Here is a 13,989-nt window from a genome sequence, read left to right as displayed (position 1 = left end):
AGAGAATAGAACAGTCTATATTTAAATAGTAGGTGACTAAGGTAATGGAAGAGAGGAACATCAATGAAAAAGCCGTTTGGGATGTATTGCAGATGGCTAGCGAAGTAGTCGGAAGCAGGACGCTGTTTGTAGGGATTTTCGACGAACAATTTTCAGTTATGAAAGCCTTTAATAAAGAAGGGGGAAGCCTTGTAGAGGATGGACTGACGCTGCCGTTAGAGCTTGCGGTATGCAACTTAGTCACGTGTGATGAGCCCCTTGTTATTCCCAATACAAAACGCGATGTTAGAACGTCTAATTTAGCCATCATTGATGGTGCCCGGGTAGGTTCTTATTTAGGAACACCGATTGTGCTAGAAGACGGGAGAATGTTTGGTACTTTATGCGCGGTCGATCCGGATCCTTATCAGTTTAGCGAAAGTGAAATTCAAGGGTTAAACCGGCTGGCTGGTATTTTGTCTCATATTATTTATAAAAATCAAGCGGCTGTTTTGCCGAAAATTGAAGAGAAAATTCTGCAGCTTGATAAACTGGCGCTCGTAGGGCAGCTGGCAGCAGGGTTAGCGCATGAGATTCGAAACCCGATGCAGTCGGTGCGCGGTTTTATTCAATTTTTATTTAATGAAAATGAACAGGCAGAGCCTTTTCAAAAAATTGTTCTTGATGAACTGGACCGTATGAATGAACTTATTAACAACTTCTTGCTTGTCACGCAGCCAACAGCGCCTAAAAAAGAAATCGTATCGATTGTAGAAGTTATTCATGATACCGTTGCTTTCTTGAAAAGTGAAGCTGCGCTGTATAATGTCGAAATGAACGTAAGAATAGAAGGAGCCATTCCGCTTGTATCAATCGATCCTGCTCAAATGAGACAAGTGTTTATGAATCTTTTGAAAAACGCCATTGAAGCAATGGAGAAAAAGAAACGCGGGGAAGTAAATCTTATTATCAAAAAATGGGAAGATTGTGCTCTTATTGATATTCAAGATACCGGTTCTGGGATTCCGCTATCCATTATTAATAAAGTAGGAAATCCATTTTTCTCAACAAAAGATGGAACAGGCATGGGGTTAGGGCTTTCTATTTGTAAAACAATCATCAACGAGCATAACGGTAAGCTTTCGATTGAAAGTGATGAGAACGGGACAGTAGTGACGGTTAAGCTGCCTTTGACGCTTTAAGATAAAACAAAAAAGAAAGGAGAGCAAGCCTCATCCTTTCTTTTTTTGCTGACCTTTTTAATATGCTGAACTGTCTTCAATCCAGTATTCATAGTCTTCCGCATCTTTTTTATTTAACTTTTTGCCGTTGATGTAAATTTTGTCCCATTCGTAAATTTGTTTATCCAAATAAACATTAAATACAATGCGTACATGCTCTTTTTCTGTATAATCGTAGCCGGTAAATTGTACAACGTGATGACGGCCTTCTTTTTTAATATAGGTCCATTTTGGATGATCGTTGTACATTTCAAGCGTAATTGCTTCGTCGCCGTAGCGAACTACATCTTTAATATTCGTTTTTGTTGGTAAAAATGATAATCCCGCTCCGACTCCAAAAGTAATCACAAGCGCTAAGATGCTTAAACCAATAGCAATTCCGATGTGAGTGCCGCCTTTTATTTGCAGATAAGCTTCTTTCCGCTGCTCCGGCTGAGCTTCGGCTCGAACTAACACGTTTTTAACTTGGTTATAATACCAGCGGTTGGCACATAGCCCTGTAATAAGTGAAGCACCGCCGAACACAATTGCATCCGACCACTCTGGTATGTCTACAAAGCACAAAAGGGAAAACCAAATTACCTCAATAAGCGTTAAAATAAAAAAGTGCTTATACATTTTTCGGTATGCAAACCACGCGCTTGTCAGAAAAAAGGCTGCCCAGTTCCACGTGTTGTTTTTAGCTGGATTAGCTTTTTTTCCCCACTTCAAATCATAATAGGACGTATTTGTTCGAACTACTTTATGCTCTTCTTCAAAAGACAGGAGTTCATTTACTGCTTGTTCTTCCATTTAAAACACCTTTCATTGGTTATAATCTATCATCTAAAATGACTCTATTATTATACATTATTTCTATTATTTTTCTATTCTTCCTTAAATTATTTTTAAAGTAAGAATATTTGTGCTATGGGTTTTTTAACGGGAACTTTCATAAAAAAGAAGAATATGGTAGATTTGAAGAAAAAGGAGGTGCTTAAACGTGAATCGTTTAAAGAAAGCCCTGCACCAATCGTGGTCAATTCATTCAAGCACGAAGTGGACGGCTGACAATCCTTCCAAAGGACAGTGCGGCGTGACAGCTCTTGTCGTTCAAGATATCAAAGGAGGAGGTATTTTAAAAACTCCGTGTAAAGAAGGCTGGCATTTCTATAATCAGCTCAACGGACAGCGCTGTGATTTTACACAAGAACAATTTCGCGAGCCTCTCCATTATGCAGACATTTTGTCCAGTCGGAAAGAAGCGTTTATGGATACGAATAAAGAGCAATATGAGGCTTTAAAGAAAAACGTAATGGCCTGTTTCATACATAAAAATTCCCTTTAGAAAGGAACACATAAATGAAAAGTATTCAGTATTCCATTGTTGATGTATTTGCACAGAGAAAATATACGGGAAATCAGCTCGCAGTTTTTAAAGACGCAGGAAGCCTTTCAGACAAAGAGATGCAGCAAATGGCTAAAGAAATTAATTTCTCTGAAACGACGTTTATTACGTCTTCTTCTGCAAAAGGGGAATATAACGTGCGGATTTTTACACCTAATGAAGAAGTGCCATTTGCAGGCCATCCGACGCTCGGTACCGCTTATGTTATCCGAGAAGAACTAGAAGAAAAAGATACAGAGGAGCTTATTCTTCATTATAAAGCAGGTCCTACGCCCGTTACATATGATGAACAAAAAGATGTACTATGGATGACACAAAGTCAGCCGACGTTTGGGAAAGTGCTTGATAAAAAGCAAGTGGCGGATGTGTTAAACCTTGATGAAGCTTATATCGACACGCGTTTTCCCGTTCAAGAAGTATCCACCGGTCTGCCTGTCATCCTTGCCCCGTTAACATCATTAGAAGCAGCTAAAGAAATAAATGTAGACAAAGAAAAATATTTCAAACTGATAGAAAATACAGAAGCAAAAGCAATTATGGTCTTTTCGCGGGAAACCTATCACCAAGATCATCAGCTAAACGTACGGGACTTTGCCGACTACTACGGCGTTCCAGAAGATGCAGCAACCGGCAGCGCCAACGGCTGTTTGGCAGCATATTTAGTTAAATACGGCTATTTTAATCAGACCGTGATTGACATACGTGTAGAACAAGGATACGAGATAGAAAGACCTTCACTGCTGTATGTAAAAGCTAGTTATGATGGAGAAGCTTTTCACATTAAAGTAGGCGGAAAAGTAGAGATGATTGCGCGCGGTGAATGGATTTTGTAACAAGCCGTTCATCTGCTGTTCACAATAAGTTCTTATCCTAATAAAAACGCAATAGGACCACGGCGTTTGGTTACACTAGTAAACAGATAGATACTGAAAGAATAAATGATGGCGGCCAAAAGGCCGCCATTTTAAATGGTTGATAAAAGGAGTGGCAGAAGAAATGATTCACATTTTACTGGCGGATGACGATGAGCATATGCGGCAATTAGTTCGTCACTATTTGCAGCTTGAAGGTTATGTGGTGCATGAAGCAAAAGACGGTGAGGAAGCTTCGGGTCTGCTTGCTAAGCAGCACATTCATTTAGCGGTTGTCGATATTATGATGCCTCATAAAGACGGATATGAAGTTTGCGAAGAAATACGCAGCTATTATGATTTTCCCATTATTTTATTAACAGCAAAAGATCAGCTGGAAGACAAAGAGAAAGGCTTTTTAGCGGGAACGGATGACTATGTTACAAAGCCGTTTGAACCAAAAGAATTGATTTTCCGAATCAAAGCCCTGCTTCGCCGATACGAAGTGGTAAATGAAAAAATGATCGTGCTGAACAACACCTCTATCGACCGAAAAAGCTATGAAGTGCACTGCAGCGGACGACTGTTAATTCTTCCAATGAAAGAATTTGAATTATTAGCTCAGCTTGCGAGCTATCCAGGAAGAATTTTCACAAGAGAAGAATTAATTCATCTGATATGGGGAGCGGATTTTAACGGAGATAACCGCACAATCGATGTACACGTAAAAAGGCTGCGCGAAAGGTTTGGACATACCGATGATTTTGTCATTACGACGGTTCGAGGCGTCGGCTATAAGCTTGAGGTGACGGCAAAATGAAGACGCTCTATTTGCGGATTGTCCTGACAACCATTGCTGTAATGGTATTTAGCAGTCTCCTAGCGTTTATTTTAGCAAACGTTTATTATCAGTACAGCTTAAAGCCTTATAACGATCAAAAGCTTACGCGTATGGCAAAAGACATTGCGAGCTTTTACGAAAGTAATAGGGGCGTGGATCAACAAGCTTATTTACAGCATATCAGTAAATTGGGCTATCAAATATATGTGGTGGACAGGAGCGGACATGAGACGTTTTACGGACGGGAATTTAGAAATCAGCGCTTAGAAAAGAGTGCTGTCAAACAAGTACTGGACGGAAAAATGTATCACGGAATTGCAAACTTTCCTTCACAGGTGTTTGTGACGGGATTTTTTGATAATGTGTTAGCCAATACCATCGGCGTGCCGTTAAAAGGAGAAAGTAATAAGCAGCAAGCGCTGTTTATCCGCCCTGATATTCAGCTGCAGTTCGGGGAAATGCGCATTTTTTTCTCGGTTATTTTACTGCTGATGATTGTATTAAGTATTTTATTTGTACTTATTAGTACGCGTTATTTAGTAAAACCAATTGTCAAACTAACGGAAGCGACAAAACAAGTGGCAAAAGGAAAATACAACGTCGATCTGTACGTGAAGCGCCGAGACGAAATCGGGGCGCTTGCTTCACATTTTTCCGAGATGGCTAAAAGTTTAGAGCAGCTTGAAGAGATGCGCCAAGAATTTGTATCCAACGTGTCGCATGAAATTCAGTCTCCGCTGGCGTCCATTCAAGGGTTTTCGAAAACGCTCCGTTCTGCTCATCTTTCAGATGAACAGAGAAATGAGTATCTGTCTATTATTGAAGAAGAAAGCCGGCGCATGTCGTCACTCAGCAAACAGCTGCTTACGCTTGCTTCACTTGATAAAGAAAGTGAGCATATCGAAAAAAGTACGTTTGATGTTGCAGCTCAAATCAAGCAGGTGCTGTTTATGACGGAGTGGAGCTGGCGTGAAAAAGAGCTGGCTATTGAAATGGATCTTCCTTCAACGATGATTTCAGGCGATCAAAAACTGCTTCATCAAGTGTGGACAAATTTGATTACAAACAGCGTAAAGTTTACGGAAGAAGGAGGCACGCTGTCTCTTCGCGTTGGTATGGAAGACACGCATTGCCACGTGGAATTTCAAGATACGGGAATCGGCATGTCAAAAGAAAGCCTCCCGCATATTTTTAATCGTTTTTATAAGGAAGATAAAGCAAGAAGCCGGACCGAAGGAAGCAGCGGGCTTGGCTTAGCGATTGTGAAGCAAATTGTCGAAATGCACGGAGGTTCCATTCACGTTGAAAGCGAAAAAGGAAAAGGCAGCACCTTTCACGTTTATCTTCCGAAAATGTAATGAGCCGTTCATCTTCCATTCATTTTCTATTTTTATACTTTAAATAGAATGAAAAAAGGAGATGAAAGAAACATGTTTTTGGCTTTACGTGAATTGAAACATGCGAAGCTGCGCTACTTACTCATTGGCGTGATTATGGTGTTAATTGTATGGCTTGTGCTTTTTGTATCAGGCTTAGCAAAGGGGCTTTCCTCTGACAATGCTTCAGCTGTTCAAGAAATGAAAGGAAATTACGTTGTGCTTCAAAAAGAAGCGGATCAGCGCCTGACGCGCTCTGTTTTATCCATAAACAAAACAGAAGATATTCAACAATTAAGCGGCAAGAAAAATGCTGAGCCGCTTGGTGTGATGATGACAGCAATTATAAATGAAGGAAAAGCGAAAAAAATAGACGCCTCGTTTTTTGCCATAAGCACAAGCGGCTTTTTAGCTCCGAACGTAACAGAAGGGAAGATGATTACGGACGATGCGAAACATGAAGCCGTGGCGGACTCTTTGCTAAAAGAAGAAGGAGTAAAGCTAGGTGATATGATAAAAGATACGGCTTCAGGAAAAAGCTTTAGGATTGTTGGTTTTACAAAAAATCAGTCGTTTAGTCACGCGCCTGTTATTCATATTAATCTTACAGAGTGGAAGACAATTGAAAGCACAGGTGCTTTTAATGCAGTGGTGTTAAACATGAACGATAAAAAAGCACATGCTCTTCAAAAAAAGGAGTCTAACATTGACGTGATTAGTAAAGATGAAGCGTTAAAAGGAATTCCTGGCTATCAAGAAGAACAAGGCTCGCTTTTAATGATGGTCGCGTTTCTGTTTATCATTGGCGCTTTTGTATTAGCCGTTTTTTTCTACGTGATGACGCTTCAAAAAATGAATCAGTTTGGCGTGTTAAAAGCGATAGGAGCAAAAACAAGTTATTTAGCGCGAACGATTTTATCTCAAGTGGTTATGTTAACTTTATGCAGTCTCGCTATCAGTATTGGATTGACATACGGAGTAGCTGCCATTTTGCCTGATTCGATGCCATTCCACTTGGATGTATCGCTAATTGCCGGCTGTTCGGCGCTGTTTGTAGCTGTTTCTGTACTGAGTTCATTATTGTCGCTGTATCGCGTAGCAAAAGTAGATGCGGTTGAAGCGATTGGGAGGGCTGTTTAATGAGTGAAGAAAAATTAGTTTTAGAGAATGTTAGCAAGTCGTTTGGAGACGGAGAAAACGCTGTAGTTGTGTTAAATGACCTATCGCTGCGTGTAAAAGCAGGAGAGCTTGTGGCGATTGTCGGTCCTTCTGGTTCTGGGAAAAGTACCTTTTTATCCATTGCAGGCGCGCTGCTTTCACCGTCTAGCGGACGTGTGATTATTGACGGAGACGAGATTAATAAAATGTCTCCATCACAAATGAACAGCATTCGCCTGAAGAAAATTGGCTTTATCTTTCAAGCAGCTAATTTAATTCCGTATTTAACGGTTCGCGATCAGCTTCTTCTTGTCACGGAACTAGAAGGAAGTCGAAATAAAGAAGCGAAAAAAAGAGCGGATGATTTGCTTGAAAAGCTAGGGCTTGCTCATCGAAAGCATCACTATCCTGAAAGTCTATCGGGCGGAGAACGCCAGCGGGCAGCGATTGCAAGAGCGTGGATGAATAACCCTGAAATTATCTTTGCAGATGAACCGACGGCAAGCTTGGATTCAGAGCGAGGAAGAGCAGTCGTGCAAATGCTCGCAGATGAAGTAAAGCTAAGGGGCAAATCAGCTGTAATGGTTACGCATGACCAAAGAATGCTGGATTTATGTGACCGCATTGTGTGGATGGAAGATGGAAAATTAGTAGAATCAAACAGCGTGCAAGTTTAAAAAAGTGCTGCTCTTGACAAGAGCAGCGCTTTTTTTGCGTTCTTCATTGTGCATATATTTGTCGTCTCGATTTGGAGCTTCCATACGTTTGCTTCTTTATTAGTAGATGGGTTAGTTATTCATATTCCACTTCTTTAAAAAGCGTATAGCCAAAATAAAACAACGCTATTTAGGAAGGAAGAAAATAAGAAACAGGAAATGAAAAGGCAATGAAGAAATAGTAAAAAGGTGATGAAACGATGAGAAAATGGAAAACAGCCGCGTTTGGACTTATCGTAGCAAGCTTTACGGGATGTTCAAGCAGTGGAGTTCTTGAAGAATCCCCGCCAAAAGCGTATCTCGAAGCAAACAACCACCTTTATGAAACAAAAGTTGGCACATACTGCTGGAAAGAGACGTGTGTGGATAAAGCAGGCCCTTTAGAATTGTTAAAAACCGAAAAGCCTATTGAAGTTAAAGCAAATAAATCGCTAGCGCTTACTATCAAACATAAGCGGCAGCCTAACGAGAGGCATATGGTACAAATACAAAACAAAAATGAAGTGGACGTACCACTAAAGAAAAATAAGCTGAAAGCACCTTCTGAAGCAGGCACTTACTACTACTCATATTCAGTATTGTGGATGGATAAAAATCAAAAAAATGTATCCAATGGAGATGCGTTGTACGCGTTTGTGCTGGAAGTAAAATAAGGAGAGAGCATATGCAAACCCCTATTATTCTCATTGGACCTATGTGCGCTGGAAAAACGACGGTCGGTGAAAAAGTGGCAAAAAAACTAAATGTTCCTCAGTGCTCAATGGATGAAGTGCGATTTTCCTACTACCGGGAAATAGGATTCAGCAAAGAAACACAGCAAAACGTTCGAGAAAAACAAGGATTTCAAGGCATGTACGCCTATTGGAAACCGTTTGAAGCCTATGCTGTTAAAAGAATACTAGAAGAGTACAAACATGCGGTCATTGATTTTGGCGCGGGTCACTCAGTGTATGAAGACATGGGGTTGTTTCAGCAAGTAGAAAAGACGTTAAAACCTTACCAGTCTCTATTTTTATTGCTTCCTAGTGCTGATAAAGAAGAGTCTATACAACTATTACATCAAAGATTGCAGCAAATAACGGATGATAAAGATGTTTTTGAACTTAACAAACATTTTGTAACGCATCCATCAAATGAGATGCTGGCAAAGCAAACGATCTACACAAAAGAAAAATCGGCAGATACAGTAGCCGAAGAAATTATTTTATCTATATCAAAGGAGTGGAAGAAATGATTAAAAAAGTTGGTCAAATTATGGTGTATGTAAACGATCAAGATCAAGCGGTAAAGTTTTGGACAGAAAAAATGGGATTTCAAGTTATGTCTGAACAAAATAATAAACAAGGCATGAAGTGGATTGAGCTAGCGCCGGTAGCGGGTGCTGAAACAACTATTATCCTTCATAACAAACAGCTAATAGCAAAAATGCAGCCAGAATTAAATGTCGGGACTCCTTCGCTGCTGTTTTTTACAGAGAATGTGGATGAACTATACGGAGATTTAACAGCTAAAGGCGTAACGGTAGGAGAAATTGTATCCATGCCTTCAGGAAAAGTCTTTAACTTTTCAGACAGTGAAGATAACTATTTTGCAGTTATGGAAACCGTAAGTAATAAATAGAAGAAAAACAAAAAACACCGGGAGTATATACATTCTTCTCGGTGTTTTACAGGCAAAACAGGGGGAATTACTCTTCATTACCATTAGTGAAATTAAATTCAGTTAGCTTATTTCGCCCGTACTTTCCTGCGATTTGTCCTTCTTGATTAGCATTTTGCCCGCCGTTTTTGGCAATTTGTCCACCTTGAGATGCGTTTTGTCCACCGTTTATAGCAATTTGTCCGCCTTCATATGCAATATTTGTATAATAATTAATGGTTACACAGCATGGTTTTTTCTTGCGAGAACGCTTTTTAGAAGAATAATCGCTTTCTACATAATATTTTCCATCTGCTGAATTGTAGTAGCAATAATATTTTTTTATAAGATTCACTCCTTTCATCATAACTACTATATTTTATTCGTTATGCAAAGGTGTGCTTGTACACACGTGTATTAATATTCGTTTTATTTCTACAGAACGTAATAAGCTATTTTATAAGTCAAGGAGTGATGCTTCTCATGATAAAACTAATAGGAGAAAAAGTGTCGTTAAGAGAAGCGACACAGGAAGACGTTAATGAACTTTATTACTGGAAGTACGAAGAAAAAAACCAAGAAGCAAAAAAGTGGAATGCTCCGTACATACCAGAACGAAGACTCACGAAAGAAAAGTATATAAACTCATGGAAAAAAGAATATGAGCTTTTTCCGTCAGTTCCTCGAATACTTGCGATTATTATTAATGAAAAAACGGTGGGGACCGTGAGCTGCTATTGGGTGGACAAGCATACAAACTGGCTGGAAACCGGAATTGTCATTTACGACCCAGACTATTGGAGCGGAGGATACGGAACGGAAGCTTACCGCATGTGGATTGATTTTTTATTTGAATCTACACATTTACATAGACTCGGTATGTCCACATGGTCAGGCAATATCAGAATGATCAAAACAGCGGCAAAAATAGGGATGAAAGAAGAAGCGAGAATCCGAGAAGCACGTATCGTAAACGGTAACTATTTTGACAGCATTAAAATGGGCATTCTGCGAAGGGAATGGAACAAAAAGATGCAGCAGGAGCTTTAATACCCTGTGTGCTATGTTTTCCTGTAAACGTTTGTTTTTTATCCATAAGAATTAAGCAGTTTAGTTTGATATATCCTAATACGGGGAATAGAGGGGAGATGGGGACGTGTAAGATTTTTATATAATTTAAAACTTCTTCTTTCATGAACGGAAGAAGTTTTTCTTATGTGAAATCATGTCATATGTCAAATCTAGCATGTATAAGATAGAAAAGAGGCAATATAGCCGTACTCTCTCATACTACAAAAAAGTTAGAAACAAACTGTGTGTATCTTTATGAAAGAATGCACTTATGGCAGAGAGAATGATGGTTGCGATGGAGGTAACTAGATGAACGTTGATGGAGAAAATAAAGTTCCTCATTTTTATTCACTGCGGTCTGTTTCGCAAAAATTATTTGAGGTTATTACCAACCAGCTGAATGTCCGCACAACGTACGTAACTAGAAAAGGAGAAACAGCGATGACGGTCCTCAGCTCATATAACGAGAAGGAAGAAATTATTCCTGAAGGATACAGCGTTGAATACGGAGGTACATACTGCCGCTTAATCATTATGAATGACGGAGACGTTATGCATACGGCAAATCTGATGAAGGATGCCGTTACCAGACAGCTAGAAGTAACGGATCAATTGCAGGTAAAAGGTTTTTTAGGTGTTACATTAAAAGATTTAAAAGGAAATGTATTTGGAACACTCTGTGTAATGGACAAGGAAGAAAAAGAATTTTCAGGAGAAGATATTGCTTTTTTACAATCAATGGCAGGTATCTTATCTCATATGATCGATCTGGATGAAACACGATATCAGATGGGGTTTTTAAGTGTCCCAATCATTCCAATTACAGAAGGTGTTTCGATTCTTTCTCTTCAAGGTATTATTGATAAAGAGCGTGCGGATCAGATTATGACAGATGTGCTTCACGATGCAGCTCATAATGAAATAGATTACTTTATCATTGATTTATCGAAGCTGCTTCTGAGAGAAAAAGAGTTTCCGAATTTCTTCTTAAAAATGATTACAGCACTTCAGCTCATGGGTGCTCAAGCAGTTATAACAGGTGTAACGCCCACATTTGCGAAAGAGCAAATTAAAAATCATGATTTGAAAAACTTACAGTTAAAAGTCGTGAAAAATATTCAACAAGCTCTTCAATGTGTGGGGTATAACTTAATCAAAACATGAAGCAAGCCTTAGCTCTATGAGCCAAGGCTTATTTTTGTGTATGTATATAACAAGCTGGTATGATCAGAAGCTGTGAAAGCATCAAATGCAGCATAAAGTGAATATAGATAAAAAATATAACTTTATTGAAGCCTTGCGTGATGATTATTACGCATCTTTTGACGGTGTAAGAAATAGCCGCGGGAGAGGCCTGCGTATGGCTGATGATCTTTTTTGTGGTATGCAAAAACATCATGGGGGGAAATACATGCGAGTAAACTTCAAAAGGTCCGCACAAACGGATGTGAATATGAAAAAGAAACAGCCGAGAACACTTCAGTCCACGTTAAACACAATAGGGATACTTATGTTTATTGGAATTTTGATCAGGTGGTGGACCGTGCCGTTTGCCGTTAGTAAGGATCTTCAAATTTACTATAATCCAGATTTTCAAATGAAGCCCAGTGAGTGCAAGGAATTTCTTGCGTTCGTTTTATGCGCAGTAAGCGTGTATTTTAGTTTAGTAAATGTCTACTTTTTAGGAAAAACAGGTAAAACACTAGTCTATACCGTTCTTGTTTTACTGGCTGTCTTTAACCTCTATATGATGCTTGCACTTCTTGCTGTAGCCACGCATTAAAGGCGTGCGTGCAGCTTAAAAGAAAGAGGACAAACTCTCCTTTCTCCTTTAGAGTGTTTTACAATTTTTCTATGTAAAAAAACTGATAGGTCTTCAACTATCTTCATTAGTTGAGCTTTCATAGCACTTCCACCTTTTGATATTTTTTACCTGGCACATATGTAAATAGTATGTATGTTTTTACTTTCATACAATTCTATCAAGTCCATTAAAACAGTTTTATTTTCTAAATTCAACTGAAAAGTATTTTCATTATTTTTCCACAAACTAACCGAGATAAGCTGCTATAAGGTTTAAATAAAAAAAGAAAATTGAAATGATTTTTTACGAGTTTAATATCTTGACGAAAAAATATTTCAGGAATAAGATATGTTACATAAAGTAACGAGTGAAAGAAAAGTTACTTTTAAAAGATTATATTTTTCCTAACAGGAGGAAGAGATATGGAAGCGATGACTTTTGTTTTATTCGGTTCAACAGGTGATTTAGCGAAACGCAAAATTTATCCTGCACTCTATAATTTATTTGTAGATGGGAAAATCCCTAAATCAATTTCTGTTGTAGGACTAGGCAGAAGGAAGATGTCCGATGCAGATTTTCAGAAAAAAGTAGAAGAATCTATTCATACTTTTTCACGTCGCGTCGAAAAAGATTCATCTCTTATGCAGCATTTTCTTTCAGCTTTTCGCTACAGTCAATTGGATGCAACGAATGTTGAAGACTATAAAAGTCTGTTAAATCTAGTAGAAGCACGAGAAGCAGAACTAAACATTCCAAGCAACCGAATGTTTTATCTCTCCGTTGCCCCAGAATTTTTCGGTACGATCGCCGAGCATATTAAAAACAGTGGCTTAGGTGCTACAAAAGGTTGGAAACGGTTAATTATTGAAAAACCGTTTGGCCATGATCTACAGTCAGCTCGACAATTAAACGAAAACTTGAGCAAAGCGTTTAAAGAAAAAGAGATTTACCGCATTGACCACTATCTTGGCAAGTCGATGGTGCAAAATTTAGAAGCGCTGGAATTCGCTAATCCTATTCTTCAATCATTATGGAATAACGAACATATTGCGAATATACAAATTACAGCAAGTGAAACGGTCGGGGTAGAGGAAAGAGCAAGCTATTATGACCATTCGGGAGCCATTCGAGATATGGTTCAAAATCATATGCTGCAAATGCTGATGATGACGGCTATGCACTTACCGGCCCGCATTAGCGCTGATGATATTCGAAACGAAAAAATAAATGTGTTAAAAGCACTTCGTCCGCTTGTAAAAGAAGATATGGATCTAGACGTTATTCGCGGTCAATATGAGGCCGGAAAAATAAACGGCTCTTCAGTGGAGAGCTACGTAAATGAGCCCGGCGTATCACCATCTTCGCAGACGGACACGTTTTTAGCAGCCAGACTATATATCGATAATTCGCTTTGGAAAGGCGTTCCTTTCTACATTCGTACAGGGAAAAGAATGGCTGAAAAAGCGACGCGAATTGTTATTGAATTCAAAGACTCGTTAAAAGAGTTGTACTTAGACAAAGGAGAAACAACATCTCCAAATCTGTTGATCATTGAAATTAACCCGCATGAAAATATTACGCTGCAGTTGAACAGCAAAAATCCATTTAATCATGGTCATATTGAGCCTGTACAAATTAATTTTTCAGGTCAGCAAGAAGGAGCACCGGAAGCATATGAGCGTCTTATTGCAGATGCATGCGCCGGAGATTCTACATTTTTTGCTCATTGGAAAGAAGTAGAGCTAGCTTGGGAATGGGTTCAGCCGCTTCTTGAAGCATTTGAGGAAAATACAGTGCCGCTTTATAAATATTCTGCTGGTTCACACGGCCCTGATGCATCACATGCACTTTTAGAAAAAGACGGTTTTAAATGGTGGCTGGATGAAGAAACAGCAAGTCAATCACGCGAAGTGCAGCCAGTTTAATA

Annotated in this window: 16 protein-coding genes; 14 read left to right on the top strand and 2 right to left on the bottom strand. The window is 39.1% G+C overall.

The window, feature by feature from the left end; all coding sequences use genetic code 11:
- Positions 1 to 44 precede the first annotated feature (44 nt).
- The gene (locus ACFX4E_RS13285; protein WP_028409318.1) at positions 45 to 1,181 is read left to right on the top strand and encodes a GAF domain-containing sensor histidine kinase; all 1,137 of its coding nucleotides are present in this window, start codon (positions 45 to 47) and stop codon (positions 1,179 to 1,181) included.
- Between the two features lie 57 nt (positions 1,182 to 1,238).
- Here ACFX4E_RS13285 and ACFX4E_RS13280 read toward each other — a convergent pair whose 3' ends face one another.
- Positions 1,239 to 2,012, bottom strand: coding sequence for a DUF2628 domain-containing protein (locus ACFX4E_RS13280; protein ID WP_377238392.1), 774 nt, complete (start codon positions 2,010 to 2,012; stop codon positions 1,239 to 1,241).
- Positions 2,013 to 2,202: 190 nt separating this feature from the next.
- Here ACFX4E_RS13280 and ACFX4E_RS13275 point away from each other — a divergent pair, with 190 nt between their 5' ends.
- From ACFX4E_RS13275 to ACFX4E_RS13235, 9 genes are all read left to right on the top strand, one after another.
- On the top strand, positions 2,203 to 2,547 hold the full coding sequence (locus tag ACFX4E_RS13275) for a YunG family protein (RefSeq protein WP_028409316.1): 345 nt from the start codon (positions 2,203 to 2,205) through the stop codon (positions 2,545 to 2,547).
- Positions 2,548 to 2,561: 14 nt separating this feature from the next.
- Entirely contained in the window at positions 2,562 to 3,440 is an 879-nt protein-coding gene (locus ACFX4E_RS13270; protein WP_028409315.1) for a PhzF family phenazine biosynthesis protein, read from the top strand.
- A 163-nt stretch (positions 3,441 to 3,603) separates the two neighbouring features.
- Complete coding sequence (locus ACFX4E_RS13265; protein ID WP_028409314.1) at positions 3,604 to 4,278, top strand: response regulator transcription factor; 675 nt, start codon at positions 3,604 to 3,606, stop codon at positions 4,276 to 4,278.
- On the top strand, positions 4,275 to 5,657 hold the full coding sequence (locus tag ACFX4E_RS13260) for a sensor histidine kinase (protein WP_098432243.1): 1,383 nt from the start codon (positions 4,275 to 4,277) through the stop codon (positions 5,655 to 5,657). Before ACFX4E_RS13265 ends, ACFX4E_RS13260 begins: the two co-directional genes overlap by 4 nt.
- 72 nt (positions 5,658 to 5,729) lie before the next feature.
- On the top strand, positions 5,730 to 6,815 hold the full coding sequence (locus ACFX4E_RS13255) for an ABC transporter permease (RefSeq protein ID WP_377238391.1): 1,086 nt from the start codon (positions 5,730 to 5,732) through the stop codon (positions 6,813 to 6,815).
- Positions 6,815 to 7,510: an ABC transporter ATP-binding protein gene (locus ACFX4E_RS13250; RefSeq protein WP_098580101.1), complete on the top strand. Its 696-nt coding sequence runs from the start codon at positions 6,815 to 6,817 to the stop codon at positions 7,508 to 7,510. The genes ACFX4E_RS13255 and ACFX4E_RS13250 overlap by 1 nt, the downstream gene beginning before the upstream one ends.
- Positions 7,511 to 7,749: 239 nt before the next feature.
- Positions 7,750 to 8,202, top strand: coding sequence for a hypothetical protein (locus ACFX4E_RS13245; RefSeq protein WP_377238390.1), 453 nt, complete (start codon positions 7,750 to 7,752; stop codon positions 8,200 to 8,202).
- An 11-nt stretch (positions 8,203 to 8,213) separates the two neighbouring features.
- Positions 8,214 to 8,783, top strand: coding sequence for a shikimate kinase (locus ACFX4E_RS13240; RefSeq protein WP_377238389.1), 570 nt, complete (start codon positions 8,214 to 8,216; stop codon positions 8,781 to 8,783).
- Positions 8,780 to 9,169, top strand: coding sequence for a VOC family protein (locus ACFX4E_RS13235; RefSeq protein WP_377238388.1), 390 nt, complete (start codon positions 8,780 to 8,782; stop codon positions 9,167 to 9,169). The genes ACFX4E_RS13240 and ACFX4E_RS13235 overlap by 4 nt, the downstream gene beginning before the upstream one ends.
- A 67-nt stretch (positions 9,170 to 9,236) precedes the next feature.
- Here ACFX4E_RS13235 and ACFX4E_RS13230 read toward each other — a convergent pair whose 3' ends face one another.
- Complete coding sequence (locus ACFX4E_RS13230) at positions 9,237 to 9,542, bottom strand: hypothetical protein (RefSeq protein ID WP_377238387.1); 306 nt, start codon at positions 9,540 to 9,542, stop codon at positions 9,237 to 9,239.
- Positions 9,543 to 9,670: 128 nt separating this feature from the next.
- Between ACFX4E_RS13230 and ACFX4E_RS13225 the strand changes: the two genes are divergently transcribed.
- From ACFX4E_RS13225 to zwf, 4 genes are all read left to right on the top strand, one after another.
- A complete protein-coding gene (locus ACFX4E_RS13225) occupies positions 9,671 to 10,237 on the top strand; it encodes a GNAT family N-acetyltransferase (protein ID WP_098432238.1) in 567 nt (188 codons plus the stop codon).
- 330 nt (positions 10,238 to 10,567) lie between these two features.
- Complete coding sequence (locus ACFX4E_RS13220; protein WP_028409306.1) at positions 10,568 to 11,422, top strand: GAF domain-containing protein; 855 nt, start codon at positions 10,568 to 10,570, stop codon at positions 11,420 to 11,422.
- 196 nt (positions 11,423 to 11,618) lie between these two features.
- Positions 11,619 to 12,041: a hypothetical protein gene (locus ACFX4E_RS13215; RefSeq protein WP_334036723.1), complete on the top strand. Its 423-nt coding sequence runs from the start codon at positions 11,619 to 11,621 to the stop codon at positions 12,039 to 12,041.
- Between the two features lie 443 nt (positions 12,042 to 12,484).
- Positions 12,485 to 13,987 carry a glucose-6-phosphate dehydrogenase gene (gene zwf, locus ACFX4E_RS13210; protein ID WP_377238386.1) on the top strand — a complete coding sequence of 501 codons (1,503 nt, stop codon included), beginning with the start codon at positions 12,485 to 12,487 and terminating at the stop codon, positions 13,985 to 13,987.
- Positions 13,988 to 13,989: the final 2 nt, after the last annotated feature.

Origin of the sequence: Priestia sp. YIM B13491 (assembly GCF_042787605.1) — a bacterium.
GTDB classification, from domain to species: domain Bacteria; phylum Bacillota; class Bacilli; order Bacillales; family Bacillaceae_H; genus Priestia; species Priestia megaterium_E.
The sequence above is the reverse complement of the archived record's forward strand: the minus strand, read 5'-3'. Positions and strand labels throughout refer to the sequence as shown.

Excerpts from the sequence above, each read along its gene's own strand:
- ACFX4E_RS13285 (WP_028409318.1), top strand. The coding sequence starts at position 45 with ATGGAAGAGAGGAACATCAATGAAAAAGCCGTTTGGGATGTATTGCAG.
- ACFX4E_RS13280 (WP_377238392.1), bottom strand. The coding sequence starts at position 2,012 with ATGGAAGAACAAGCAGTAAATGAACTCCTGTCTTTTGAAGAAGAGCAT.
- ACFX4E_RS13270 (WP_028409315.1), top strand. The coding sequence starts at position 2,562 with ATGAAAAGTATTCAGTATTCCATTGTTGATGTATTTGCACAGAGAAAA.
- ACFX4E_RS13265 (WP_028409314.1), top strand. The coding sequence starts at position 3,604 with ATGATTCACATTTTACTGGCGGATGACGATGAGCATATGCGGCAATTA.
- ACFX4E_RS13260 (WP_098432243.1), top strand. The coding sequence starts at position 4,275 with ATGAAGACGCTCTATTTGCGGATTGTCCTGACAACCATTGCTGTAATG.
- ACFX4E_RS13255 (WP_377238391.1), top strand. The coding sequence starts at position 5,730 with ATGTTTTTGGCTTTACGTGAATTGAAACATGCGAAGCTGCGCTACTTA.
- ACFX4E_RS13250 (WP_098580101.1), top strand. The coding sequence starts at position 6,815 with ATGAGTGAAGAAAAATTAGTTTTAGAGAATGTTAGCAAGTCGTTTGGA.
- ACFX4E_RS13245 (WP_377238390.1), top strand. The coding sequence starts at position 7,750 with ATGAGAAAATGGAAAACAGCCGCGTTTGGACTTATCGTAGCAAGCTTT.
- ACFX4E_RS13240 (WP_377238389.1), top strand. The coding sequence starts at position 8,214 with ATGCAAACCCCTATTATTCTCATTGGACCTATGTGCGCTGGAAAAACG.
- ACFX4E_RS13235 (WP_377238388.1), top strand. The coding sequence starts at position 8,780 with ATGATTAAAAAAGTTGGTCAAATTATGGTGTATGTAAACGATCAAGAT.
- ACFX4E_RS13225 (WP_098432238.1), top strand. The coding sequence starts at position 9,671 with ATGATAAAACTAATAGGAGAAAAAGTGTCGTTAAGAGAAGCGACACAG.
- ACFX4E_RS13220 (WP_028409306.1), top strand. The coding sequence starts at position 10,568 with ATGAACGTTGATGGAGAAAATAAAGTTCCTCATTTTTATTCACTGCGG.
- ACFX4E_RS13215 (WP_334036723.1), top strand. The coding sequence starts at position 11,619 with ATGGCTGATGATCTTTTTTGTGGTATGCAAAAACATCATGGGGGGAAA.
- zwf (WP_377238386.1), top strand. The coding sequence starts at position 12,485 with ATGGAAGCGATGACTTTTGTTTTATTCGGTTCAACAGGTGATTTAGCG.